Source organism: Actinomadura sp. NPDC049753 (genome assembly GCF_040674655.1).
Lineage (GTDB): Bacteria > Actinomycetota > Actinomycetes > Streptosporangiales > Streptosporangiaceae > Spirillospora > Spirillospora verrucosospora.
On the sequence record NZ_JBFARL010000019.1, the window covers coordinates 1 to 23153 of the forward strand.

The window sequence follows — 23153 nt, forward strand, 5'->3', positions numbered from 1 at the left end:
GGGCAGGGCCGCCAACCGCGGCGAGTTCCGGCGCGTCCCGTCCGCGGTGGCCTGGCCCCTGCTGAAGTAGCGGCTACTTCTTGCCCTTGGCGGCGACGCCGACAAGACCCGCCCCGGGGCCCGCGACGCCGTCGCGTGCGCGGAGGTCCGGCGCCGAGGACACCGACACCAGGGCGTTCACGCCGCTCGGCGTGGCGGACGCCACGACGTCCACCCGCGCGCGCCTGCTGGCGGGCGCCGGCGCCGCGGCGGGCACCCTCCTGCTCGGGGCGGTCGTCCTCGGGATCACCGGGGCCAAGGCCCCTCCCCCGTCCGCGCCGGGGACTCCGGCCCCGTCCGCGCCGGCGGTCTCCGCCGCGCCGTCGAAGAAGGCGAGCGCCGTCAGGGCCGGAACGTCCAAGCGGCCCCCGGTGAAGACCGCCAAGCAGAAGCCGGCCCAGAAGCCGAAGCAGAAGCAGAAGGCCCAGGAGAAGAAGCCGAAGACGAAGCCGAAGCACGCGGCGAAGCCCGGCAAGGCCAAGGGAAAGTACAAGCACTGAGCCCGGCCCTCAGGGCCGGGCTCGTCAGGTGCGCCAGATCAGGACGAGGGCGCAGTCGTCGTCGCGCGACGCGGCCATGGTCTCCACCAGCTCCCGCGCGCCGCGGCCGAACCCCTGCGGGACGAGCCGCTCCGCCTCGCCGAGCAGCCGGTCGATCCCGGCGTCGAGGTCGCTGCCGGGCGACTCCACCAGGCCGTCGGTGTACAGGAGCAGCGCGTCGCCCGGCCGCAGCTGCCCCCGCTCGGGGACGCAGTTCAGGTCGGGCACCACGCCCAGCACCACGCCCTTGGCCGAGCTGACCCGCCAGGCGCCGCTGCCCGCGTCGAACTGGACGGCGGGCGGGTGCCCCGCCGACTCGACCGTGTACTCCCCCGTGCGCAGGTCGACCACGACGTGCACGGCCGTCACGAAGCCCTCGTCCCACTGCTGGCGGTGCAGGTACACATTGCAGGCGGGCAGGAAGTTCTCGGGCTGGACCGATCCAAGCAGGCCCCCGAAGGCGCCCGACAGCATCAGCGCCCTGGTTCCGGCGTCGGTGCCCTTGCCGGACACGTCGACCAGCGCGACCTCCAGCGTGTCGCCGTCGGAGGCCGACACCACGAAGTCGCCGCCGAACGAGGAGCCTCCCGCCTGGAGCATCACGACCTGCGAGCTCCAGCCGTCCGGCAGCCGGGGCATCTCCCCGTGCCGCCGGAGCCGGTCGCGCAGCTCCAGCAGCATCGAGTCGCCGCGCAGGCCCTGGACGCCGAGCTGCTGGCGGGTCCGGGCGAGGGTGATGGCGAGCACCGCGGTGATGCTCAGTGTGGCGATCATGCCGAGCCCGAAGGCGGCGACGTCCTTCCAGACGTTGTAGGCGGCCATCGCCGCCACCACGGCCAGCAGGGCGGCCAGGCTCCGCACCTTCAGCAGCAGCCCGCCGACCACCACGATCAGCACCAGCGCGCCGGACGGCGCCAGCCCGCGCGAGTCACCGGACGTGGCGATGCCGATCGCGACCGCGAGGAGCGCCAGCGGCACGAAGACGTACCGGTCCCGGGTGAGGGTGCCCCGCCTGAGCCAGCGGTAGAGCACGACCAGGAACGGAACCCTGCGCAGCACGGCACGCACACGCGGCGGGAGCAGCTGCACCAGACGTTGAAGCATGACTCCGGCACTGTATCGAGCAATGCGCCCGGTCGGTCAGTATCCGAGGGCACCAGTGACGCACTGTAACGATCGTGCTACGCGAAATCAGGGTAAAGGTGGCCTTGCGACTATCTCGGAGGGAGCGGCCCATGGTCCAGTCGGGCATGCGGATCACGGTGGACGCGGCGATGCGGGCCCGCGACGTCTCGCGCCCGCGCGCCGGGAGCGGGGACCCGCCCGCGGCCGGCCCGGGACCCGGCGCCGCCCCCGGATCGAACCCGAACAAGCCCGGCGACCCCGGCAGGCGGACCAAGGCCGAGAAGAACGAGCGGCGCCGCCTCGACAAGCGCGGCGCCCGCCGGCCCCCCGAGAACGGGTCCTAGCCGGTACGGCGGGCCTGGTCAGCCCTCGCGCGGCAGCGGGGGCAGCTCGCCGGAGTGCTCGTAGGCGCCGAGCATCCTGATCCGCCGGGTGTGGCGCGGCTCCTTGGAGTAGGACGTCGCGAGGAACAGCTCCACGAAGCGGGTCGCGGTGTCCAGGTCGTGCTGCCGCGCCCCGAGCGCGATGATGTTCGCGTCGTTGTGCTCGCGGGCGAGCGTGGCGGTGTCCTCGTTCCAGACCAGGGCCGCACGCGCGCCCTTGACCTTGTTCGCCGCGATCGCCTCGCCGTTGCCGGAGCCGCCGATCACGATGCCGAGCGCTCCCGGCTCCGCCACCGTCCGCTCGGCCGCCCGCAGGACGAAGGGCGGGTAGTCGTCCACGGCGTCGTACACGAACGCGCCGCAGTCGACGGCCTCATGCCCGTTCGCCTTCAGCCAGGAGACCAGGTGCTCCTTCAGTTCGAAGCCGGCATGGTCGGATCCAAGAAACACGCGCATGCGCCCGATTGTCGCAGGCCCGCGCCGGGGCCGCGCGCGCGGGTCAGGCGTCGTCGCCCCGCCTGCGGTCGATCACGGTCCGGTCGGCGGGATCGGGGTCGTCGTCCTCGGGGGCGTTCTCCGGCGCGTCCTTCGGACCGTCCCTTGGACCGTCCTCGGGGCTTTCCTGCGGGCCCTCCTCAGGACTCTCCTTCGGCTCCTCCTGCGGCTCCTCCGGGCTCCCCTCCGGGGACCCGTCCGAACCCTCTCCAGGCGCCGTGTCCGGCTTCTCGGGCGCCTCGGGAGGCGCCTGCTCCTGCGGCGGTGCGGACGGCTGCGGCGGGACGGGCGGCACGCCGAACTGCCCCGGCTGCGGGGCCTGCCCGGGCTGCGGAGGCTGCGGGACGGGCGGGGCGCCCCAGGCCGGCTGCTGCGGCTGCCCCTGCGGCGGGACGTAGGGGACGGCCGAGGGGTGCGGCGGCATCTGCTGCGGATAGGGCGGCTGCTGCATCGGCACGCCCGGCTGGGCCATGGAGGGCTGCGCCGGGGCGTAGGGCTGCCGGGGTCCGGCCTCGCGGGTGCGGGCGAGGAAGAACCCGGCCAGCGCGCCGAGCCCGGCCAGCCAGCCGAAGGCGAAGCCGAAGGAGGCGCCCTGGCCGACCGTGGAGCTGAAGGTCCGGCCGAACGACCCGTCGTGGAACTCGAACGCCCAGCGGGTCAGCGGGGCGGCCACGATTCCGGAGACGCCGCCCGCGACGACCGCCGCCCACCAGCCGATGATCAGGGCGCCGAACGGGCCGCGCTCCGGATCGGCCAGCCGGGCGCCCGCCAGGACCAGCCCGACCAGCACGGCGAAGAAGACGAACAGGCTGAAGTCCTCCGCGAACGCCCCCTTCAGACCGGGCCCTTCCATCGGCGTGAGCCGCCAGGCGAGCGTGAGCAGCCACGACACGACCGGTCCGATGCCCTCGTCGTACCTGAGATCGCTCCTGTTGATCTGCTCGACGACCCACTGGTTTCCGAAGAGGAGGGCGAGGAGGGCCATGGGAACCACCGCGCCGCCCGTCATCGCGAGCATCCGCCGCATCGTCATGGCGGGCAGGGTAGTGCGGTTCGGTCTCCGCCGGTAGGGCCCCCGCTACCCGCTGTAGGCGCTCAGGAGGCCGGGACGGGGAAGCGGAACCCGGGGTCGACCTGCGCCTCCAGGTCCTCTCCGACCGCCCGGCTGGCCCAGCTCCGCGCGTTCTTCACGTGGAACTCCACAGCCTGCCGCTGGAACTCGTCCCAGTCCTTGACGCGGCCGTCCACCTCGGCGCGCATGCGGTCGAGGGCGGCGGTGTTGCCCTCCTCCAGCGCGACGCCGTCACGGCCCTGCTCCAGCGCCCGGACGGCGGCGGACTGGCCGACCCAGGTGAGCAGGTCGTCGCCGACGTGCTCGCGCAGGTAGGCGACGTCCTCCTCGGACTGCACCTTGTTGCCGACGACGCGGATGGCGACGTCGTAGTCGCGGGCGTACTCGGTGTACTGCCGGTAGACGCCGACGCCCTTGCGGGTGGGCTCGGCGACCAGGAACATCAGGTCGAACCGCGTGAACAGCCCGGAGGCGAACGTGTCGGCGCCGGCGGTCATGTCGACGACGACGTACTCGCCGGCCCCGTCCACCAGGTGGTTGAGGTAGAGCTCCACCGCGCCGGTCTTGGAGTGGTAGCAGGCCACGCCGAGGTCGTCGTCGTTGAACGGGCCGGTGGCGAGCAGCGTGACGCCGTCGACCTCCTGGCCCGCCTCGTGGAAGGGGTCGTCGCCGCGGAACCGCAGCAGCCGCGACCCGGAGCCGGGCGGGGTGGTCTTGACCATCGCGGCCGCGGAGGAGATGCGCGGGTTGGCGCCGCGCAGGTGCTCCTTGAGCTCGGGGAGCCGGTCGCCCAGCGCGGGGATCTTGGCGGCGCGGCCCTCGTCGAGCCCGAGCGCCACGCCGAGGTGCTGGTTGATGTCGGCGTCGATGGCGACCACGGGCAGCCCCCGTCCGGCCAGATGGCGGACGAACAGCGCCGACAGGGTGGTCTTGCCGCTGCCGCCCTTGCCGACGAACGCAACCTTCACGAATGCCCCCATTCTGGATATGAAAACCGTTACCACTGTCAGGAAACGAGTCTCCCGGAGCGGGGGCGGGCAGGCAAGCGGAACAGCCGAAGTGCGGGCGATCGGCGCGGGGTCAGGGTGAGGCGGGGGCGCTGCGGGGGGCGGCGGTCAGCGCGGGGCCGCGGCCGGGTCGAACCCGAAGGGCAGCTCCAGGCGGTGCGCCGCCAGCAGCCCGGCGTCCGCGAGCAGCTCGCGGGTGGGACGGTCTGCCGCGATCACCCCGCCGGAGAGGATCACCGACCGCGGGCACAGTTCGGCCGCGTACGGCAGGTCGTGCGTGACCATCAGGACCGTCACGTCCAGGCTCAGCAGGATCTCGGCGAGCTCGCGGCGGCTGGCCGGGTCCAGGTTGGACGACGGCTCGTCCAGCACGAGGATCTCCGGCTCCATCGCCAGGACGGTGGCGACGGCGACGCGGCGGCGCTGGCCGAAGCTGAGGTGCTGCGGCGGGCGGTCGGCGGCGTCCAGCATGCCGACGCGGGCGAGCGCGTCCCGCACGCGGCGGTCCAGGTCCTCGCCGCGCAGGCCGAGGTTGGCGGGGCCGAACGCGACGTCCTCCCGGACGGTCGGCATGAACAGCTGGTCGTCGGGATCCTGGAAGACGATCCCGACGCGGCGGCGGATCTCCCGCAGCGCCTTCCTGTCCTTCGGGTCGACGGCGAGGCCGCCCACCCGGACCTCGCCCAGACCGCCGTGCAGGATGCCGTTCAGATGCAGGACGAGCGTGGTCTTCCCGGCGCCGTTCGGCCCGAGCAGCGCGACGCGCTCCCCGCGCCCGACCGTCAGGTCGACGCCGAACAGCGCCTGCGTTCCGTCGGGATACGCGTAGGCGAGGCCCTTCACCTCCAGGGACGGGGTCATGGGGCCATCCAAGCAGCCAGCGTGACGAGCGCGGCGGCCGAGGGCAGCGCGGCGGCGGCCGTCCACTGCGCGGCGGTCGCGCCCGCGCCGTCGACGACGGGCATCCGGCCGTCGTACCCGCGGCTGATCATGGCCAGGTGGACGCGCTCGCCGCGCTCGTAGGAGCGCAGGAACAGGGCGCCCACGGATCTGGCGAGGACGCCCGTCGCGCGGATGTCGCGGGCCTCGAAGCCGCGGGCCGCCCGCGCGACCCTCATCCGGCCGAGCTCCGCGGCGACGACGTCGCCGTAGCGCAGCATGAACGCGGCGATCTGCGTGATGAGCTGCGGCATCCGCAGCCGCTCGATGCCGAGCAGGAGCAGCCGCGGCTCGGTCGTCGCGGCCAGCAGGATCGACGCGACGACGCCGAGGGTGCCCTTGGCGAGGATGTTCCAGGCGCCCCACAGCCCGCTCTCGCTGAGCCGCAGCCCGAGGACGGTGACCTTCTCGCCGTTCGCGATGAACGGCATGAGGAAGGCGAACGCGACGAAAGGCACCTCGATGACGATCCGCCGCGCCACCGTCCCGAACGGGATCCGGGCCGCCGCCGTGACCGCCGCGAGCAGCAGCGCGTAGACGCCGAAGGCCCAGATCCGCTCGCGCGGCGTGGCGACGACCAGCAGCACGAACGCCAGGACGGCGACGAGCTTGCACTGCGGCGGCAGCCGGTGCACCGGCGAGGCGCCCGGCACGTAGAGCCGGTGCGCGTGGCCCGCGCCCATCAGCCCTTCCGGGACGGCTCGGACGGCGCCTCGGGCTCCCGCTCCGGAGCCGTCCGCCCGGCGGCCGGGCCGCGCCCCCGGACCGTCCAGAACAGCCCGCCGCCCACGAGGAGGACCAGGCCCACGCCGATCACGCCGGACAGCCCGCCGGACAGCCGCGCGTCGTCGACGCCCTTGACGCCGTAGTCGCCGAGCGGCGAGTCCTTGAGCGAGTGGTCCTTCTCCTTGGCGCTGATGCCCTTGTCCTCGGCGACCTTCTCCAGGCCGTCGGGGTTCGCGCTGGCGTAGTAGCTGACGATGCCGGCCAGGACGAGGGAGACGAGCAGGAACCCGGCGAAGAAGCGCTTGGTGGTCATCGTGGTCCCTCCTCAGGCCCGGGACGGCTTCGGTTCGGCGGCGTTCCGCCCGCCCGTGCGCAGCTCCAGCGGCTTCATCAGCCCGCGCGCCCCGTGCACCAGGTCGGGCCGGACGGCGAGAACGCTCGACACGGTCACCGCGGTGATCAGCGCCTCGCCGATGCCGATCAGCACGTGCACGCCGATCATCGCGGCGGCGACCTTCCCGATCGAGACGTCGGCCGTCCCCCCGGCCGCGTAGATCAGCGTGAAGGCGACGGCCGCGGCGGGCACCGAGACGACGGCCGCGGCGAACGACGCCCCGGACACCGACGCGCGCGTCTTGGGCAGCACCCGCAGCAGCAGCCGGAACGAGCCGTAGCCGACGACCACGGTGACCAGCGCCATCGTGGTGATGTTGACGCCCAGCGCGGTCAGGCCCCCGTCCGCGAACAGCAGCGCCTGCATGAGCAGGACCACCGACACGCACAGGACGCCGGTATAGGGCCCGACGAGGATCGCGGCGAGCGTGCCGCCGAGCAGGTGCCCGCTCGTCCCGGACGCGACCGGGAAGTTGAGCATCTGCGCGGCGAACACGAACGCGGCCGTCAGCCCGGCGAGCGGCGCGGTGCGGTCGTCCAGTTCCCGCCGGGCGCCGCGCAGCGCGACCCCGACCCCGGCCACCGCGACGGCGCCCGCCGCGAGCGAGACCGGCGCGTCGATGAATCCGTCCGGTACGTGCACGACTCAACCACCCCTACCTCTTTGCAGCCAGCAGGACCAGTTTGTCGGCACAGGCCTCGTAGTTGCAACATTCTCGCAATAGCAACCGATGTGTGGCGTGCCGGCGAGGCCGCCGGGGACGTCGCCGGCGGCGCTCAGTCGAAGCTCGGGTCTTCCGTCCTCGTGCGCTTCAGCTCGAAGAAGCCGGGCGTGCTCGCGACCGCCAGGACGCCGTCGAAGAGCTTGACGGCGGCCTCGCCGCGCGGGATCGGAGTGACGACGGGACCGAAGAAGGCGTGGCCCTCGACCTCGATCACCGGGGTGCCGACCTCCTGGCCGACGCGGTCGATCCCGTCCTTGTGGGAGGCGCGCACGGCGTCGTCGTAGTCGGTGGACTCGGCGGCGTCCGCGAGGGCCGGGTCGAGGCCCGCCGCGGTCAGCGCCTCCTCGAAGAACTCGCGGCCGAACTTCTGCCGCTCGTGGTGCCTGCGGGTGCCCAGCTCGGTGTAGAGCCGCCCGAGCACCTCGGAGCCGTACTTCTGCTCGGCGGCGACGCACACGCGGACGGGGCCCCAGGCGTCGGCGAGCATCCGCCGGTAGTCCTCGGGGATGTCCTTGTCCTCGTTGAGGACGGCCAGGCTCATCACATGCCAGCGCACGTCGATCGGCCGCTGCTCCTGCACTTCCAGGATCCACCGGGAGGTGATCCACGCCCAGGGGCAAAGGGGGTCGAACCAGAAGTCAACAGGTGTGGGAACGTCCTCGGGCAACGTCGCCTCCTAGAGAGTGTGCATGTCCTCAAGCGACAACCCGGGGGCGCTCGTCCCGATTCCCGTCGGCGAGAGGTCGCCGAAGGCCGTGGCGGACGGGCCGTAGGGTCGTCCGGTTGGTAGACATGGGGACACCAAGCCTTTAAGCCGACCAAGGAGTTCATGTGGCAGGCAACCTCACGCGCGACGAGGCGCGGGAACGGGCCAGGCTGCTCAGCGTCGCGTCGTACGCGGTCGACCTGGACCTCACGACGGGCGAGGAGCGGTTCGGTTCCACCACCGTGGTCAGGTTCGCCAGCGCCGAGACCGGCGCGTCGACCTTCATCGACCTGCACGGCGCCGTCGTGCGGGAGGTGACCCTGAACGGCGAGTCCCTGGACCCCGGGTCCTACGACGCCGAGAAGGGCCGGATCCCGCTGCCGGGCCTGGCGGCCGACAACGAGCTGCGGGTCGTGGCCGACTGCGCGTACTCCCGGTCGGGTGAGGGCCTGCACCGGTTCGTCGACCCGGTCGACGACAGCGTCTACCTGTACTCGCAGTTCGAGACGGCCGACGCGCACCGCATGTTCACCTGCTTCGACCAGCCCGACCTGAAGGCCACCTTCGAGCTGACCGTGAAGGCGCCGGAGAGCTGGGAGGTCGTCACCAACGAGGCCGCCGAGACGGCCGGCGGCGGGACGTGGCACTTCCTGCCCACGCCGCAGATCTCCACCTACATCACCGCGCTCGTGGCCGGGCCGTACCACGTCGTCCGCGACGAGTACCGCCGCGAGGACGGCACCGTCATCCCCCTCGGCGTGTACTGCCGCGCCTCGCTGGCAGAGCACCTCGACGCCGACGCGATCGTCGACGTGACCCGCCAGGGCTTCGGCTACTTCGAGAAGGTGTTCGGCCGCCCGTACCCGTTCTCGAAGTACGACCAGCTGTTCGTGCCCGAGTTCAACGCGGGCGCCATGGAGAACGCGGGCTGCGTGACGTTCCTGGAGGACTACGTCTTCCGGTCCCGGGTGACCGACGCGGCCTACGAGCGGCGCGCCGAGACGATCCTGCACGAGATGGCGCACATGTGGTTCGGCGACCTCGTCACCATGCGCTGGTGGGACGACCTCTGGCTGAACGAGTCGTTCGCCACGTACATGAGCGTCCTGTGCCAGGCGGAGGCCACCAAGTGGAAGGGCTCGTGGACGACGTTCGCGAACCTGGAGAAGGCGTGGGCCTACCGGCAGGACCAGCTGCCGTCCACCCACCCGATCTCCGCCGACATCCCCGACATCCGCGCGGTCGAGGTGAACTTCGACGGGATCACCTACGCCAAGGGCGCGTCCGTCCTGAAGCAGCTCGTGGCGTACGTCGGCCTCGACAACTTCCTGGAGGGCGTGCGGCGCTACTTCGACCGGCACGCGTGGGGCAACACCGTCCTCACCGACCTGCTGGGGGCGCTGGAGGAGACGTCCGGCCGCGACCTGGCCTCCTGGTCGAAGGAGTGGCTGGAGACCGCCGGGGTCAACACGATGCGGCCCGAGTACGAGGTCGACGGCGAGGGGAACTTCTCCTCGTTCACCGTCCTCCAGGAGGCCAAGGCCGACTACCCGACGCTGCGCGCGCACCGCCTGGCCATCGGCCTGTACGACAGGACCGCCGACGGCCTCGTGCGGCGCGACCGGGTCGAACTGGACGTGGTCGGGGCCCGCACCGAGGTCCCTCAGCTCGTCGGCAAGAAGCGGCCCGACCTGGTCCTGGTGAACGACGACGACCTCACCTACGCCAAGGTCCGCCTCGACGAGCACTCCCTGAAGACGCTGATCGAGGACATCGGCGAGGTCAAGGACAGCCTGCCGCGCGCCCTGTGCTGGTCGGCGGCGTGGGACATGACCCGCGACGCCGAGATGGCGACGCGCGACTACGTCCGGCTCGTGGTCAAGGGGATCCGCGGCGTCACCGACATCTCGGTCACCCAGACGCTGCTGCGGCAGGCGCGCACCGCCGTCCAGCAGTACGCCGACCCGGGATGGCGCGAGGAGGGCCTCGCCCTGATGGCCGACACCCTCGCGGAGCTGGCGCGCGAGGCCGAGCCCGGCTCGGACCTCCAGCTGGCCTACACCCTGGCGTTCACCTCGTCGGCGGTCACCGGCGAGCACCTGGCGTTCGTCCAGGGCCTCCTGGACGGCTCGCAGGTCCTCGACGGCCTCACCGTCGACACCGACCTGCGCTGGGCGCTGCTGCGCCGCCTCGTCACCACCGGCAAGGCAGGCGAGGCCGAGATCGACGCCGAGCACGAGCGCGACCGCACCGCCGCCGGGGAGCGGCACGCCGCCGCCTGCAAGGCCGCGATCCCCACCCCCGAGGCCAAGGCGGCCGCCTGGGAGCGGATCATCGCGGGCGACCTGCCGAACGCCGTCTACCGGGCGACGCTCGGCGGCTTCGTCGAGCCGGACCAGGCCGCGCTGCTCGTCCCCTACCTCGACCGGTACTTCGCCGAGGTCGGGCGCGTGTGGAAGGAGTGGACCAGCGACATGTCCCAGACGTTCGCCGAGGTCGCCTACCCGTTCCTGGTGATCGAGCAGTCCACGGTCGACCGCACCGACGCCTACATCGCGGAGAACGACCCGCCGGCGGCGCTGCGGCGGCTGCTGTCGGAGGGCCGCGACGGCGTCGCGCGCGCCCTGCGCGCCCGCGCGAAGGACGCCGCCTCCGCCTGACCCGGCCGCGACCGTCCCAGCGAACCCACCCAAAGGCCCCGTGACCATGCGATCGTTGCATGGTCACGGGGAGGGGACGCAGTGGAGACGGCTCGCGAGGTTCTGACCGCACTGGCGCGGCGCTACGCCTTCGGCGACCTGGAGGCGCTGATCAGCCAGGGCACCCTGGCCGCGGACGGCCGCTCCGCGCCGGTCGCGGCGCTGTGCGCGTTCGGGCAGCGCGTCCTGGACCTGGACGCCGAGGACTTCGGCATGCCCGAGGAGGCCGGCGAGGTCCCGCGCGACCTCCTCGACCGGGCCCGCGCCAGCCGCATGCCGCAGGCCCCGCGGGAGCACCCCCGCGGGGCGCTCGCCAGCCTCCGGCCTGCGTATTCGTTGCTCCTGGAGGTCATCGCGATCCGCTGGCACCGCCGCGACATGGCCGCGCTCGTCGCCGCCGTCCACATCGCCGGCGAGTACCTGCCGATGCTGGCCTGGGAGCCCGTCCTCGGCCACGCGGGCGACCCGGCGCTGATCGGTTCCGCCGTGCGCGGCGAGGGCAGCCGCTTCGGCGTCCCCGTCGAACCGGGGTCGGCCCGCATGTGCGACCACACCCGGCCGGAGCGCTCCGCCTGCGAGCGCACCCTGCGGGTCGCCAAGGAGCCGCCGTCCGGCTGGCGCGCCTACCTCGACCGCCAGCACAGCCAGGTCTCGGCCGCGCTCGGCGACTGCGCCGCCCGCTGCCGCACCCCCTGCACGGTCATGACCCGCCTGGACGACCTCGTCCGCGCCGACCTCAGCGACCGCTGCCGGCTCGCCGCCGACTTCGCCGACGGCGCCCTGGTGAAGCTGCGGCACGCCGCGCCGGTCGGCCACGGGTTCGGCGTCCCCTCGCCCGAGGAGGTCCAGGCCGCCTGGGCCCGCGCCCGCAAATCCCTGGCCAGGCATCCGCTGGGCAAGTCCGCGCTGGCGGACGACGACTCCTACCCGCTGCCGGGCCTGCCGGCCGTCTTCTCGGCGATCGCCGCCGCCGACCTGCGCCCCGACACGCTCCTGCACGACGTCACGGAGCGCATCACGTCGACGCTCGCCTGAAGAGCCTGAGCGTCGCGCGGTTCCTGAGGTCGTCCAGGAGGACGGGGCGGCCCTCCGCGTCCCCCAGCGGGACCCGCCAGTTCGGGTACTCGTCGACGGTGCCCGGCTGGTTCTGGGTGCGGCGCTCGCCCGCGGCGTCGGCCAGGGAGACGCCGATGAGACGGGCGGGGGTCCTGGTCAGGAACTCCTGCAGCCCGGTGACGATCTCCTCGTCGTAGGCGTCGGAGCCGTCCGCCAGCGCCCGCACGACCACGGCCGGCTCGGCCGCCAGCAGGCCCTCGGCGTGCAGCACGGCGAGCCAGTCGGCCAGCTGGCGGCGGTGGTCGTCCTCCTCCTCGGCGCGGGGACGGGTGAGCAGCCCGAGGCGGTCGCGCAGGTCGATGTGGTCGCCGTGCACGAACCCGGTGATCGGCGGCATGTCGTGGGTGCCGACGGTCGCCAGGGACAGCTCCCGCCACCGGCCCGGCGGCTTGGGCCGGCCCCGCTCGTCCCGTTCGAACCAGAGCAGGGACGTGCCGAGGACGCCGCTGTCGGCCAGCGCCTCCCGGACCTCCGGCTCGACGGTGCCGAGATCCTCCCCGACGACCACGGCGCCGAAGCGCTCGGCCTCCCAGGCCAGCGAGCCGAGCAGCGCGTCGCGGTCGTAGCGGACGTAGGTGCCGTCGGCGGGGGACGCCCCCTCCGGCACCCACCACAGGCGCGACACCTGCATCGCGTGGTCCAGGCGGATCCCGCCGGCGTGCCGCAGCGCGGCGGCGGCCATCTCGCGGAAGGGCCGGTAGCCGTCGAGGGCGAGCGCGCCCGGCCGCCACGGCTGCTGCCCCCAGTCCTGCCCGCGCTGGTTGAACTCGTCCGGAGGCGCACCGACGCTCATCCCGGCCGCGCAGGAGTCGCGGTACATCCAGGCGTCGGCGCTGCCGTGCGGCACCCCGACGGCCAGGTCGTGGACGATCCCGAGGGGCATCCCGGCGTCCCGGGCCGTGCGCTGCGCCTCCGCGAGCTGCCCGTCCAGCCTCCACTGGAGCCACGCGTGGAAGCCGGCGCGGGCGTGGTACCGGGGGGCGTCCACCACGCCGTGGTCGTGGGCGCTCCGCAGCCCGGGCGGCCAGCGCCGCCAGTCCGTGGACCCCTGCTCCTCGCTGATGGCGCACCACGTCGAGAAGCTCGCGAGGGCGGCGCCCTCCCTCCGCCGGAACTCCTCGAACCCCGGGTCGCGGTCCCGGCGGCGGCGGTGCATCGCCTCCAGGGCCTCCAGCTTCGCGGCCCACACGGCGTCCCGGTCCAGGAGGCCCTCCTGGGCGCGCAGCTTGGCGGCGACGGCCTCGAACCGCTCCCGGTCCGCGGCGGGCAGCCCGGCGTACTCGGGCATGTCCTCGATCCGCAGGTAGAGCGGCGAGGGGAAGCGGCGGCTCATCGGCGAGTACGGGGACGCTCCGATCGGCGGGACGGGCTCGGTCGCGTGCAGCGGATTGACCAGCACGAAGCCCGCGCCGAGCTCCCGGCCGCTCCAGTCCGCGAGGTCCGCCAGGTCGCGCAGGTCGCCGAGCCCCCACGACGCGGCGGAGCGCACCGAGTACAGCTGCGCCGTGAACCCCCACATCCTGGGCGGCGGCCGCAGCGCGCCGGGGGCCACGAGCAGCCGCGTGTACCGCGTCCGCGTCCCGTTCCGGACGCGCAGGGCGCGCCAGCCGGGCGGGACGTCCGCGAGCCCGTCCAGGGGCTCGAACGAGCGCTCGGCGGGCGGCACGTGGGTGCGCTGCGGTGCCAGGACCTCGTCCGTGCCGGTCTCGATCTCCACCTCGGCGCCGCCGTCCAGGTGGCCGCCGAGCGCGGCGCGGATCCGCCCGGCGGTGCCGCCGCCGTCCCGGCGGACGACGACGGCCGGCGGCAGCTCCCGCGCCCGCTCCCGGTGGCGGTCGAGCTCCGCCCGGACGGCGGAGGGGGTGGAGGCGTCCACCCCGAGGGCCGCGAGGACGGCGGCGAGCGTGTCGCGCGAGACCGCCGTCTCCCGTCCCCGCCAGTCCTCGTAGCGCGTCGCGACGCCGTGCAGCCCGGCCAGTCTGATCAGTTCGTCGTCAGCCACGCCTGCACCATGCCCGGTGCGGGGCCCGTCACGCCGTCCAGACAGCGGGCTTGCGGCCGATCCAGGGGCGGGCCTCCTCCAGCTGCGCGGACAGCGAGATCAGCGTCCCCTCCCCGCCGAGCCGTCCGGCGAGCATGACCCCGATGGGCAGGCCCTCGCCGTTCCAGTGCAGCGGGACGTTCACCGCGGGCTGCCCCGAGATGTTGTACATGGCGCAGAACGGGGTGAAGTGCGTCTGCCGCCGGAAGTTCTCCTCCGGGTCCTGGTCGTGGAAGTACCCGACCGGCACCGGCGGCATGGCGAGCGTGGGGTGCAGGATCGCGTCGAACTCGTCCATCACCGGGAAGGCCGCGCGGAGCGCCCCCTGCAGCGCGGCGTGGGCCTGGAACAGCTGCGGCGCCGTCGTCTTCTCGCCGTGGCCGCGCAGCCAGCGGGTCAGCGGCTGGAGCAGCTCCTCGCTCCCCTCCGGCACGGGCGTCATCGTCGCCATCACGCCCCACAGCGTCGCGAAGTGCGGGACGAGGTCGGAGCCGAGCACCTCCGGCAGCTCCACGACCTCGTGGCCCAGCTCCTCGAGGAGCGCGGACGCGTCCTCGTAGGCGGCGACGCAGTCGGGGTGGACCTCGACGTCCGGCACCGGCGGCCGGAGGCTCCGCGCGATCCGCAGCCGGCCCGGGGCGCGGTCGGCGCGGGCGAGGAACGGCCCGTCCGCCTCCGGCGCCCGGTACAGGTCGCCCGGCATGTGGCCCGCCATGACGTCCAGCATGAGGGCGGCGTCGCGGACGGTCCGCGCGATCGGACCGTTGGTGGAGAGGCCGAACAGGTCGGGGATGACCGGGCCCTGGGAGATCCGGCCGCGGGTCGGCTTGATCCCGAACAGCCCGCACACGCTGCTCGGGATCCGGATCGAGCCGCCGCCGTCGCTGCCCTGCGCGATCGGCGCCAGCCCGGACGCGACCGCCGCCGCGGCGCCGCCGCTCGAACCGCCGGCCGACCGGGACGGGTCCCACGGCGTGCGGGCCGGGGGCGACACGGCGCCCTCGGTGTAGCAGGGCAGCCCGAACTCGGGGGACGCGGTCTTGCCGAGGAGCACCGTCCCGGCCGCCGCGAGCTTGGCGACCACATGGTCGTCGGCGAACCCGGTCAGGTCGGCGTAGACCGCCGAGCCGAACGTCATCCGGACGCCGTTCACCATGTTCAGGTCTTTGATCGGCACCGGGACGCCGTGCAGTGGCGGCAGCTCCGCCGCGTCCGCCGTCTCCAGCACCGCCTTCTCGGCGCGGCGCGCCTCCTCGCGGGCACGCTCGGCGGTGACCGTCACGTAGGCGCCCACCTGCTCGTCCAGCCGTTCGATGCGGGCCAGGTAGTGGTCGGCGAGCTCGACCGGGGACACGTCCCGGGCCCGGACGGCGGCGGCCATGCGTGTGGCGCTGAGGTCATGAATCTGTGTCACGATCCGGAACGCTAGACGCCGTGTGCGCGGGCATCAAAGAGGGCACACACGACAGCAGCGGTAGAAGGAGATTAATACTGGCCTACCCGACCGTGCCGTAAGAGAATCACTGACGTGGGGCGACAAAACATTAACCCGGCATGACTGGTCGCCCACCCTCCCGATGATTACTCTGCGCACGGAGGATCATGCCCCCGACAGGAAAGGAACACGGAGCGTCACCATGGCGACCATGGAGCGGGGCAACACGCAGAATGCCAGGGCGCGACCCGAGTCCGAGGAGGCGCGTGAGCACGATGACACTCATGAAGTCGATGAGGCGCGTGAGCACGATGACCAGACACCGGTGAAGGAGCGGCTGGAGGCGAGCGCCGCCGCGGCGATGCTCGACGATCCCAAGATCCGGCGCTGGGCGTACCGGATCGGCGCGGCCGCCCTCGCCGGCGCCGTCGCGCTCGCCCTGACCGGCTGGCGGCTCGGCCTGACCGTCGCGGTGCTCGTGGTCATCGGCGACTACGTGCGGCAGTCCCGCACGAGCTCCACCGTGGCCGCCTGGCAGAAGTCCTCGGCGGCGGAACGGCGCACCGAGCGGCAGCTGAAGTCCCTGCGGCGCAACGGATACCTCGTGCTGCACGCGCGAGCGGTCCCCCGCGACGACGACGGCGTCAGCGACGGGCGGATCGACCACCTGGTCATCGGGCCGAGCGGCGTCTACGCCATCGACTCGGAGAAGTGGGACAAGCGCCTCCCCGTGCGCACCATGTCCCACCTCAAGCTCTTCCACGGCCCCTTCAACAAGAAGGACCGGCTGGACGAGGCGCGCTGGGAGGCCCAGATGGCGAGCATCATCCTCGCCGAGCGGGTCGGCTTCGACGTGCCGGTGCAGCCCTCCGTGGCGATCTACGGCCCGTCCATCCCGTGGAAGGTCATGCGGGTGCGCGACGTCGACGTCTACGCGGGCAACCGGGCGCGCTCGTACCTGCGCCGCCGCCCGAAGATCCTCACCGAGAGCGACGTGCAGCGCATCTTCCAGGCGGCCGAGGACGCCCTGCCGCCGAAGTACCCCGACTGAGGCCGAGGGCGGCCCCGCTCCGGGCCGCCCGCCGCGAAGCCGGGACACCGTCGTCCCGGCTTTTTTCCTGCCCTCCGGCGGTTGGTAGCATCGAAGGCCACGGGCCGGCCCGGGCGCGACCTCCGCTGAGCCGGCGGCAGCGCCGCGACCCGCCGCTGCGCGTATCCCTTCCAGGCGACCCGCCCGCCCACGCCGAACCATGCGCGGCCCGTCGTCCCCGCACGTCCCAGGTTTGGAGAGGTCGAAATGCCACCGCTCAGGTCACGCACGGTCACCCATGGCAGGAACATGGCGGGCGCCCGCGCGCTCATGCGGGCCAGCGGCGTGGAACGCGAGGACTTCGGCAAGCCGATCGTCGCGGTGGCCAACAGCTTCACCCAGTTCGTGCCCGGCCACGTCCACCTGGACGAGGTCGGCAAGGTCGTCGCCGGCGCCGTCCGGGAGGCCGGCGGCGTGCCCCGCGAGTTCAACACGATCGCGGTCGACGACGGCATCGCGATGGGCCACGACGGCATGCTGTACTCGCTGCCCTCCCGCGAGGTGATCGCCGACGCGATCGAGTACATGGTCAACGCGCACTGCGCCGACGCCCTGGTCTGCGTCTCCAACTGCGACAAGATCACCCCGGGGATGCTGCTGGCCGCGCTGCGCCTGAACATCCCGACCGTGTTCGTGTCCGGCGGCCCGATGGAGGCCGGCAAGCCCGTCGAGGGCGTCATGGGCGGCAACAAGCTCGACCTGATCGACCCGATCATCGCCTCGGCCGACGCCTCCCTGCCGGAGGACAAGCTGCTGGAGATGGAGGAGAGCGCCTGCCCGACCTGCGGTTCCTGCTCGGGCATGTTCACCGCCAACTCGATGAACTGCCTCACCGAGGCGATCGGGCTGGCGCTGCCCGGCAACGGGACCGTCCTGGCCACCCACACCGCCCGCCGCCGCCTCTACGAGGACGCCGGCCGCACCGTGGTCGAGGTCGCCAAGCGCTACTACGACGGCGACGACGAGTCCGTCCTGCCGCTGAACATCGCCACCCGCGAGGCGTTCGAGAACGCCATGGTCCTCGACGTCGCTATGGGCGGATCCACCAACACGATCCTGCACCTGCTCGCCGCCGCCACCGAGGGCGGCGTCGACTTCGGGCTCTCCGACATCGACGCGATCTCCCGCCGCGTCCCCTGCATCTGCAAGCTGGCCCCCGCCACCGGCAAGTACCACGTCGAGGACTGCCACCGCGCGGGCGGCATCCCGGCCCTGCTGGGCGAGCTGAACCGCGCCGGGCTGCTGAACGCGTCGGCCCACTCGGTCCACTCCGCGTCCCTCGACGAGTTCCTCGCCAAGTGGGACGTCCGCTCCCCCGACGTCCTGCCGGAGGCCGTCGAGCTGTTCCACGCGGCGCCCGGCGGCGTCCGCAGCACCTCGGCGTTCTCGCAGAGCGCCCGCTGGGAGTCGCTCGACCTCGACCGCGAGAACGGCTGCATCCGCTCCGCCGAGCACGCCTACACCGCCGACGGCGGCCTGGCCGTCCTGCGCGGCAACATCGCCCCCGACGGCGCGATCGTCAAGACCGCCGGGGTGGACGAGGAGCTGTGGACCTTCACCGGCCCCGCCGTCGTCTTCGAGTCGCAGGACCAGGCCGTCGAGGGCATCCTCGGCGGGAGGGTCAAGGCCGGCGACGTCGTCGTGATCCGCTACGAGGGCCCGAAGGGCGGGCCCGGCATGCAGGAGATGCTCTACCCGACGAGCTTCCTCAAGGGCCGCGGGCTCGGCAAGGAGTGCGCGCTGATCACCGACGGCCGGTTCTCCGGCGGCACGTCCGGGCTGTCCATCGGGCACGCCTCCCCCGAGGCCGCGGGCGGCGGGATCATCGCCCTCGTCGAGGACGGCGACCGCGTCGTGATCGACATCCCGAACCGCGTGCTGGAGCTCGACGTCCCGGCCGACGAGCTGGAGATCCGCCGCGAGAAGCTGCTCGCCGACCTCGGCGGCTACCGGCCCCGCGACCGCCACCGCCCGGTGAGCGCCGCCCTGCGCGCCTACGCCGCGATGGCCACGTCCGCCTCGACCGGCGCCGCGCGCGACGTCTCCCAGCTCGACCGCCTCAACGGCTGAGCGGTCACCGGGCGGGTAATCGCGCTCCTTCCCCGCCTAGGGCAAAGTGGTGGGTGTCGGGCGAACCAGCCCGGCCCCACCACTAAAGGAGACCGCGATGACGGCGTACGCCCTTGCCCACATGACCCCCCAGCCGCCGCTGCCCGAGGACGTCTTCGTCTACATGGAGAGCATCCAGGAGACCATGGACCCGTTCGGCGGCCGGTTCATCGTGCACGCCAGCGAGACCGAGGTGGTCGAGGGCCCGTTCGACGGCGCCTACGTCATCATCGAGTTCCCCGACATGGACAAGGCCCGCGACTGGTACAACTCGGACGCCTACCAGGCGATCGCGGCGAAGCGCAGCGACCACATTCCCGGTCACCTCGTGCTGCTCCAGGGCGTCCCGCCGGACTACGACGTCGCCGCGACCGGCAAGGCACTGCGCGCGGCCCAGGCCGGTTGACCGGTCAGGAATAGGGCCGGTTGACCGGTAAGGAACAGGGCCGGTCGGCCGGTCAGGAGCAGCAGCCCCCGCCACAGCAGCCCCCGCCCCCGCTCGGCGGGGGCTGGGGAGCCCCGCCGCGGGAGGAGCCGGTGACGGCGACCGTGGAGAGCAGCTTGACGGTGTCGTCGTGGCCGTCCGGGCACGGGGCCGGGTCGGACGCGTTGATCATCGGGCGGGAGACCTCGAAGGTCGACCCGCACGCGCGGCAGCGGTAGTCATAGCGAGGCACGCCCCCAGGATACGTCCCCCCGGTGTGCGCGTCAGGCCGCGGGCTCGGTGACATAGGCGGCCCACTGCGGGTCGCCGTCGTGGACGAGGCCGATGAGCCGCCAGTGCGCGCCCCTCGGAACGGCCGGGGTGAAGCCGAGCGTCCAGCCCAGCTCCGACAGCAGGCGGTCGGCCTTGCTGTGGTTGCACGTCATGCAGGAGGCCACGCAGTTCTCCCAGACGTGCTGGCCGCCTCGGCTGCGCGGATGGACGTGGTCGATCGTCTCGGCGCGGCGGCCGCAGTAGACGCAGCGGAAGTTGTCGCGCCGCATCAGCGCCGCGCGGGTCAGGGGCACGCGGGTCCGGAACGGGATGCGGACGTAGCGGCGGAGCCGGATGACGGACGGGATCTCGACCGTCATCGTGGCCGAGTGGAGCACGGCACCGGAGGTGTCGTGGTGGACGATCTCCGCCTTCTCGCGAAGCACAAGGCAGACCGCCCTCCGCAGAGGCAGCGTGGTGAGGGGTTCGTACGTCGCGTTCAGGAGGAGGACCTGTCGCATCAGACGCCCTCCGCCGGGCCGCGCCCTGCGTTCGCCCCGGTGGTCGCGGCGCAGCGCGCCTCCCACCGAGGCCCGATTATCGTCTCCGGCACCTGCGCACTCGCCATGAGGACCTCCCCAGGGGCGAACCGACCAGAATCAGTGTGGCGTCTGAGGGAGGTCGTCCGCTACCCCAATAATCCCCATCCGCACACCGCTCGAACACGGAACCCGCGGGGAGTACCGGGGCGGGCAGCGCTTAACGGCCAATAAAGTGCATCCATGACGCCGTATCCGTCCGCGCAGCGCCAGGACATCGTCGAGGACATCCACGGTCACCGGGTCGCCGACCCCTACCGCTGGCTGGAGGATCCGGACAGCGCCGAGACCGCCGAGTGGCGCGCCGCGCAGGACCGGCTCTTCCACCAGACCATGGACACGCTGCCCGGCCGGGACGCCCTGCGGGCCCGCCTGCTCGAACTGCTCGGCGCGGGAAGCGTCGGAGCCCCCGTGTGGCGGGGCGAGCGGCGCTTCTTCACCCGCCGCTCCGCCGACCAGGAGCACCCGGTCCTCTACACCGTCGACCCCGACGGCTCCGAGCGCGCCCTGGTCGACCCCACGGCCCTCGACCCCGACGGGACGACGACGCTGGACGGCTGGCAGCCCGACAAGGAGGGCCGCCTCCTCGCGTACAAGGTGTCGACCGGCGGCGACGAGGAGTCGCTGCTGTACGTCATCGACGTCGCGACGGGCGACCTTGTGGAGGGGCCGATCGACCGGGCCCGGTACTCCTCCGTGGCCTGGCTGCCGGGCGGCGAGGCGTACTACTACACGCGCCGGCTGCCCGCGGAGGACGTCCCGGCGGGCGAGGAGCAGTACCACCGGCGCGTCTACCTGCACCGCGTCGGCAGCGAACCCGACACCCACGACGTGCTGGTCTTCGGCGACGGCCTCGACAAGACCAACTACTACGGGGTCGGCGTCAGCCGCGACGGCCGCTGGCTCACGATCTCCGCGTCGCAGGGCACCGCGCCCCGCAACGACCTGTGGATCGCCGACCTGACCGCGTCCGCCCCCGAGGCGCCCGCGCTGCGGGCCGTGCAGCAGGGCGTCGACGCCTCCACCGGCGTCCACGTGGGCCGCGACGGCCGCGCCTACGTCTTCACCGACCGCGACGCGCCCCGCTCCCGCCTGTGCGTCGCCGACCCGTCCGACCTCTCCTACGGGACGTGGCGTGACCTCATCCCCCAGGACGCCGAGGCCGTCCTGACCGACTTCGCGATCCTGGACGACCTGGAACGCCCCGTCCTGCTCGCCGGGTGGACCCGCCACGCGATCAGCGAGATCACCGTCCACGACCTGGCGTCCGGGGAACGGCTCGGCGCCGTCCCGACCCCCGGTCTCGGTTCCATCGGCGGCATCGTCGAGCGGCCCGAGGGCGGGCACGAGGCCTGGTTCGGCTACACCGACGGCGTCACCCCCTCGTCCGTCCTGCGCTACGACGCCCGCACCGGCGAGACGACGCCGTGGGCGTCCGCGCCGGGCACGGTCGACGTCCCCGAGATCGAGACGCGCCAGGTCGTCTACACCTCCCGGGACGGGACCGAGGTGCGCATGCTCGTCTCGTCCCGTCCGGGCCTGACCGGGCCGCGCCCCGCGATCCTCTACGGCTACGGCGGGTTCAACATCTCGCTCACGCCGTCGTACTCGGCGAGCATCCTCGCGTGGGTCGAGGCCGGCGGCGTCTACGCGGTCGCCAACCTGCGCGGCGGCTCCGAGGAAGGCGAGCAGTGGCACCGCGCCGGCATGCGGGACCGCAAGCAGAACGTCTTCGACGACTTCCACGCCGCCGCCGAGAAGCTGATCGCGGACGGCCTCACCACGCCGTCCCAGCTCGCGATCTCCGGCGGCTCCAACGGCGGCCTCCTGGTCGGCGCCGCCCTCACCCAGCGCCCCGACCTGTACCGGGCGGTGGTGTGCTCCGCGCCGCTCCTGGACATGGTCCGCTACGAGCGGTTCGGCCTCGGCCAGACCTGGAACGACGAGTACGGGACGGCCGACGACCCCGAGGAGTTCGGCTGGCTCATCGGCTACTCGCCCTACCACCGCGTCAGCCCCGGCACCGCCTACCCGGCCGTCCTGTTCACCACGTTCGGCAGCGACACCCGCGTGGACCCCCTCCACGCCCGCAAGATGTGCGCCGCCCTCCAGCACGCGACCACGTCCGAGGCCCCGATCCTCCTACGCGACGAAGCCGAGGTGGGCCACGCCGCCCGCTCGGTGACCCGCTCGGCCGACCTCACCGCCGACACCCTCACCTTCCTGGCCGCCCAGACCGGCCTCACCGTCCAAGCCGAATTGACGCATGGTCTAATAGCCGGATGAGCACGACGCTGCGCGGGCCGGCCGATCGGGCGCTGAAACTGCTTCGCGAGCCGCCGGACGAACCCGACGTGTCCGCCGGTTACCTCGACCTGCTCGGGGCCTCCGCGAAGAAGTCGCCCTCACTCGCCCAGTCGGTGATGGAGTCGACGTTCCTCCCCCGGATCTACGAGAAGGTGTGGCGGCCCGTCGGCTTCAACCTGGCGAAGGGCTGGCCCTTCGGCCCGGACACCGCCGAAGAGCACGCCATGGCACGCGACTGGCTCGGACTCTCGCACCCCGGCTACGCGGCCCGGCCGCCCGCGACGGTCCTGGACGTGGCATGCGGCCCCGGCAACGTCACCCGCGCCCTCGCCGCCGGCATCGGCGCCACGGGCCTGGTCGTCGGCCTCGACGCGTCCGAGACCATGCTGACCCGCGCCGTCGCCGACACCGACCCCGGCGCCCCCGTGACCTACGTCCGCAGCGACGCCGTCGACCTTCCGTTCCGCGACGGCGTGTTCGACGCCGTCTGCTGCTTCGGCGCCCTCTACCTCTTCGACGACCCCTGGGCGGCCCTGGACGGCATGACCCGCGTCCTCAGACCAGGCGGGAAACTCGTCATCCTCACCTCCCGGCGCCCGCTCGCCGCCCCACGCCTCGGCACCGAACTCCTCCGCCGCGCCACCGGCTTCACCGCGTTCGGCGACCGCGAGATCACCCGCGCCCTCTCCGACCGCGGCTACACCGCCATCCGCCACCGCCGCTACCCCCTCATGCAGGTGGCGGCAGCCGACCGCCCCTGACCCGATCCGCAGCACGCCACCCCAAGATCGCGCTACGCTTCCAAGAGAACACGCACGGCCAACCGTGCCCATGATCGACCCCCTCCTGGGGTTGGGAAGCCTCCAGGAGGGGGTTTGTGGGTGTTTAGGGCTGCTTCGCTCGAACCTGCC

23 protein-coding genes are annotated in these 23153 nt (G+C 73.0%); 9 read left to right on the forward strand and 14 right to left on the reverse strand.

The genetic code is table 11. From position 1 onward, the window contains the following. Positions 1 to 73: 73 nt before the first annotated feature. A complete protein-coding gene (locus AB0K37_RS07720) occupies positions 74 to 205 on the reverse strand; it encodes a hypothetical protein (RefSeq protein ID WP_363976396.1) in 132 nt (43 codons plus the stop codon). On the opposite strand from AB0K37_RS07720, the gene AB0K37_RS07725 reads away from it, so the two are divergent. Further along, positions 192 to 539 (forward strand): hypothetical protein, encoded by a 348-nt coding sequence (locus tag AB0K37_RS07725; RefSeq protein WP_363976397.1) that lies wholly within the window; start codon positions 192 to 194, stop codon positions 537 to 539. The two genes, AB0K37_RS07720 and AB0K37_RS07725, sit on opposite strands and share 14 nt — an antisense overlap. 24 nt (positions 540 to 563) lie before the next feature. Here the strand turns inward: AB0K37_RS07725 and AB0K37_RS07730 are convergent, their stop codons facing one another. Continuing rightward, on the reverse strand, positions 564 to 1682 hold the full coding sequence (locus tag AB0K37_RS07730; protein WP_363976400.1) for a PP2C family protein-serine/threonine phosphatase: 1119 nt from the start codon (positions 1680 to 1682) through the stop codon (positions 564 to 566). A 131-nt stretch (positions 1683 to 1813) separates the two neighbouring features. On the opposite strand from AB0K37_RS07730, the gene AB0K37_RS07735 reads away from it, so the two are divergent. Continuing rightward, complete coding sequence (locus AB0K37_RS07735) at positions 1814 to 2047, forward strand: hypothetical protein (RefSeq protein ID WP_363976403.1); 234 nt, start codon at positions 1814 to 1816, stop codon at positions 2045 to 2047. A gap of 18 nt (positions 2048 to 2065) precedes the next feature. Here the strand turns inward: AB0K37_RS07735 and AB0K37_RS07740 are convergent, their stop codons facing one another. The 8 genes from AB0K37_RS07740 to AB0K37_RS07775 form a co-directional block, all read right to left on the reverse strand. Continuing rightward, positions 2066 to 2542, reverse strand: a complete 477-nt coding sequence (locus AB0K37_RS07740) for a ribose-5-phosphate isomerase (protein ID WP_363976405.1) — start codon at positions 2540 to 2542, stop codon at positions 2066 to 2068. A gap of 43 nt (positions 2543 to 2585) precedes the next feature. Beyond that, a complete protein-coding gene (locus tag AB0K37_RS07745; protein WP_363976408.1) occupies positions 2586 to 3614 on the reverse strand; it encodes a hypothetical protein in 1029 nt (342 codons plus the stop codon). 62 nt (positions 3615 to 3676) lie between these two features. Continuing rightward, complete coding sequence (locus tag AB0K37_RS07750) at positions 3677 to 4621, reverse strand: ATP-binding protein (protein WP_363976410.1); 945 nt, start codon at positions 4619 to 4621, stop codon at positions 3677 to 3679. A gap of 147 nt (positions 4622 to 4768) precedes the next feature. Continuing rightward, positions 4769 to 5521, reverse strand: a complete 753-nt coding sequence (locus tag AB0K37_RS07755) for an ABC transporter ATP-binding protein (RefSeq protein ID WP_363976413.1) — start codon at positions 5519 to 5521, stop codon at positions 4769 to 4771. Then, a complete protein-coding gene (gene cbiQ / locus AB0K37_RS07760) occupies positions 5518 to 6282 on the reverse strand; it encodes a cobalt ECF transporter T component CbiQ (protein WP_363976416.1) in 765 nt (254 codons plus the stop codon). The genes AB0K37_RS07755 and cbiQ overlap by 4 nt, the downstream gene beginning before the upstream one ends. Further along, a complete protein-coding gene (locus AB0K37_RS07765; protein ID WP_363976419.1) occupies positions 6282 to 6638 on the reverse strand; it encodes a PDGLE domain-containing protein in 357 nt (118 codons plus the stop codon). Before AB0K37_RS07765 ends, cbiQ begins: the two co-directional genes overlap by 1 nt. 12 nt (positions 6639 to 6650) lie before the next feature. Further along, a complete protein-coding gene (locus AB0K37_RS07770) occupies positions 6651 to 7361 on the reverse strand; it encodes an energy-coupling factor ABC transporter permease (RefSeq protein WP_363976422.1) in 711 nt (236 codons plus the stop codon). 134 nt (positions 7362 to 7495) lie between these two features. After that, positions 7496 to 8110, reverse strand: coding sequence for a DsbA family protein (locus tag AB0K37_RS07775; protein ID WP_363976425.1), 615 nt, complete (start codon positions 8108 to 8110; stop codon positions 7496 to 7498). A gap of 164 nt (positions 8111 to 8274) precedes the next feature. On the opposite strand from AB0K37_RS07775, the gene pepN reads away from it, so the two are divergent. Both pepN and AB0K37_RS07785 read left to right on the forward strand, forming a co-directional pair. After that, positions 8275 to 10809, forward strand: coding sequence for an aminopeptidase N (gene pepN, locus AB0K37_RS07780; protein ID WP_363976428.1), 2535 nt, complete (start codon positions 8275 to 8277; stop codon positions 10807 to 10809). An 81-nt stretch (positions 10810 to 10890) separates the two neighbouring features. After that, on the forward strand, positions 10891 to 11883 hold the full coding sequence (locus AB0K37_RS07785) for a hypothetical protein (RefSeq protein WP_363976431.1): 993 nt from the start codon (positions 10891 to 10893) through the stop codon (positions 11881 to 11883). Here the strand turns inward: AB0K37_RS07785 and malQ are convergent. Together malQ and AB0K37_RS07795 are read right to left on the reverse strand one after the other, a co-directional pair. Beyond that, positions 11864 to 13966, reverse strand: a complete 2103-nt coding sequence (gene malQ, locus AB0K37_RS07790; protein ID WP_363976434.1) for a 4-alpha-glucanotransferase — start codon at positions 13964 to 13966, stop codon at positions 11864 to 11866. The two genes, AB0K37_RS07785 and malQ, sit on opposite strands and share 20 nt — an antisense overlap. A 28-nt stretch (positions 13967 to 13994) precedes the next feature. Continuing rightward, on the reverse strand, positions 13995 to 15419 hold the full coding sequence (locus AB0K37_RS07795; RefSeq protein ID WP_363976437.1) for an amidase: 1425 nt from the start codon (positions 15417 to 15419) through the stop codon (positions 13995 to 13997). 346 nt (positions 15420 to 15765) lie between these two features. Here AB0K37_RS07795 and AB0K37_RS07800 point away from each other — a divergent pair, with 346 nt between their 5' ends. The 3 genes from AB0K37_RS07800 (at position 15766) to AB0K37_RS07810 (ending at position 19045) form a co-directional block, all read left to right on the forward strand. Next, a complete protein-coding gene (locus tag AB0K37_RS07800; RefSeq protein WP_363976440.1) occupies positions 15766 to 16491 on the forward strand; it encodes a nuclease-related domain-containing protein in 726 nt (241 codons plus the stop codon). Between the two features lie 246 nt (positions 16492 to 16737). Further along, a complete protein-coding gene (gene ilvD / locus AB0K37_RS07805; protein ID WP_363976443.1) occupies positions 16738 to 18600 on the forward strand; it encodes a dihydroxy-acid dehydratase in 1863 nt (620 codons plus the stop codon). Between the two features lie 97 nt (positions 18601 to 18697). Next, the gene (locus tag AB0K37_RS07810) at positions 18698 to 19045 is read left to right on the forward strand and encodes a DUF1330 domain-containing protein (RefSeq protein WP_363976446.1); all 348 of its coding nucleotides are present in this window, start codon (positions 18698 to 18700) and stop codon (positions 19043 to 19045) included. A 52-nt stretch (positions 19046 to 19097) separates the two neighbouring features. Here AB0K37_RS07810 and AB0K37_RS07815 read toward each other — a convergent pair whose 3' ends face one another. Both AB0K37_RS07815 and AB0K37_RS07820 read right to left on the reverse strand, forming a co-directional pair. After that, positions 19098 to 19316 (reverse strand): zinc ribbon domain-containing protein, encoded by a 219-nt coding sequence (locus tag AB0K37_RS07815; RefSeq protein ID WP_360349120.1) that lies wholly within the window; start codon positions 19314 to 19316, stop codon positions 19098 to 19100. A 31-nt stretch (positions 19317 to 19347) separates the two neighbouring features. Continuing rightward, positions 19348 to 19857, reverse strand: coding sequence for an HNH endonuclease (locus tag AB0K37_RS07820; RefSeq protein WP_363976450.1), 510 nt, complete (start codon positions 19855 to 19857; stop codon positions 19348 to 19350). A gap of 261 nt (positions 19858 to 20118) precedes the next feature. On the opposite strand from AB0K37_RS07820, the gene AB0K37_RS07825 reads away from it, so the two are divergent. Together AB0K37_RS07825 and AB0K37_RS07830 are read left to right on the forward strand one after the other, a co-directional pair. Beyond that, positions 20119 to 22221: a prolyl oligopeptidase family serine peptidase gene (locus AB0K37_RS07825; protein WP_363976453.1), complete on the forward strand. Its 2103-nt coding sequence runs from the start codon at positions 20119 to 20121 to the stop codon at positions 22219 to 22221. Then, complete coding sequence (locus AB0K37_RS07830) at positions 22218 to 23003, forward strand: methyltransferase domain-containing protein (protein WP_363976456.1); 786 nt, start codon at positions 22218 to 22220, stop codon at positions 23001 to 23003. Before AB0K37_RS07825 ends, AB0K37_RS07830 begins: the two co-directional genes overlap by 4 nt. Positions 23004 to 23153 lie beyond the last annotated feature (150 nt).

What these genes read in the sequence shown, in the direction of transcription:
- AB0K37_RS07730 (WP_363976400.1), bottom strand. Translation starts at nt 1,682, where the DNA reads ATGCTTCAACGTCTGGTGCAGCTGCTCCCGCCGCGTGTGCGTGCCGTG.
- AB0K37_RS07735 (WP_363976403.1), top strand. Translation starts at nt 1,814, where the DNA reads ATGGTCCAGTCGGGCATGCGGATCACGGTGGACGCGGCGATGCGGGCC.
- AB0K37_RS07740 (WP_363976405.1), bottom strand. Translation starts at nt 2,542, where the DNA reads ATGCGCGTGTTTCTTGGATCCGACCATGCCGGCTTCGAACTGAAGGAG.
- AB0K37_RS07745 (WP_363976408.1), bottom strand. Translation starts at nt 3,614, where the DNA reads ATGACGATGCGGCGGATGCTCGCGATGACGGGCGGCGCGGTGGTTCCC.
- AB0K37_RS07755 (WP_363976413.1), bottom strand. Translation starts at nt 5,521, where the DNA reads ATGACCCCGTCCCTGGAGGTGAAGGGCCTCGCCTACGCGTATCCCGAC.
- cbiQ (WP_363976416.1), bottom strand. Translation starts at nt 6,282, where the DNA reads ATGGGCGCGGGCCACGCGCACCGGCTCTACGTGCCGGGCGCCTCGCCG.
- AB0K37_RS07765 (WP_363976419.1), bottom strand. Translation starts at nt 6,638, where the DNA reads ATGACCACCAAGCGCTTCTTCGCCGGGTTCCTGCTCGTCTCCCTCGTC.
- ilvD (WP_363976443.1), top strand. Translation starts at nt 16,738, where the DNA reads ATGCCACCGCTCAGGTCACGCACGGTCACCCATGGCAGGAACATGGCG.
- AB0K37_RS07810 (WP_363976446.1), top strand. Translation starts at nt 18,698, where the DNA reads ATGACGGCGTACGCCCTTGCCCACATGACCCCCCAGCCGCCGCTGCCC.
- AB0K37_RS07820 (WP_363976450.1), bottom strand. Translation starts at nt 19,857, where the DNA reads ATGCGACAGGTCCTCCTCCTGAACGCGACGTACGAACCCCTCACCACG.
- AB0K37_RS07825 (WP_363976453.1), top strand. Translation starts at nt 20,119, where the DNA reads ATGACGCCGTATCCGTCCGCGCAGCGCCAGGACATCGTCGAGGACATC.
- AB0K37_RS07830 (WP_363976456.1), top strand. Translation starts at nt 22,218, where the DNA reads ATGAGCACGACGCTGCGCGGGCCGGCCGATCGGGCGCTGAAACTGCTT.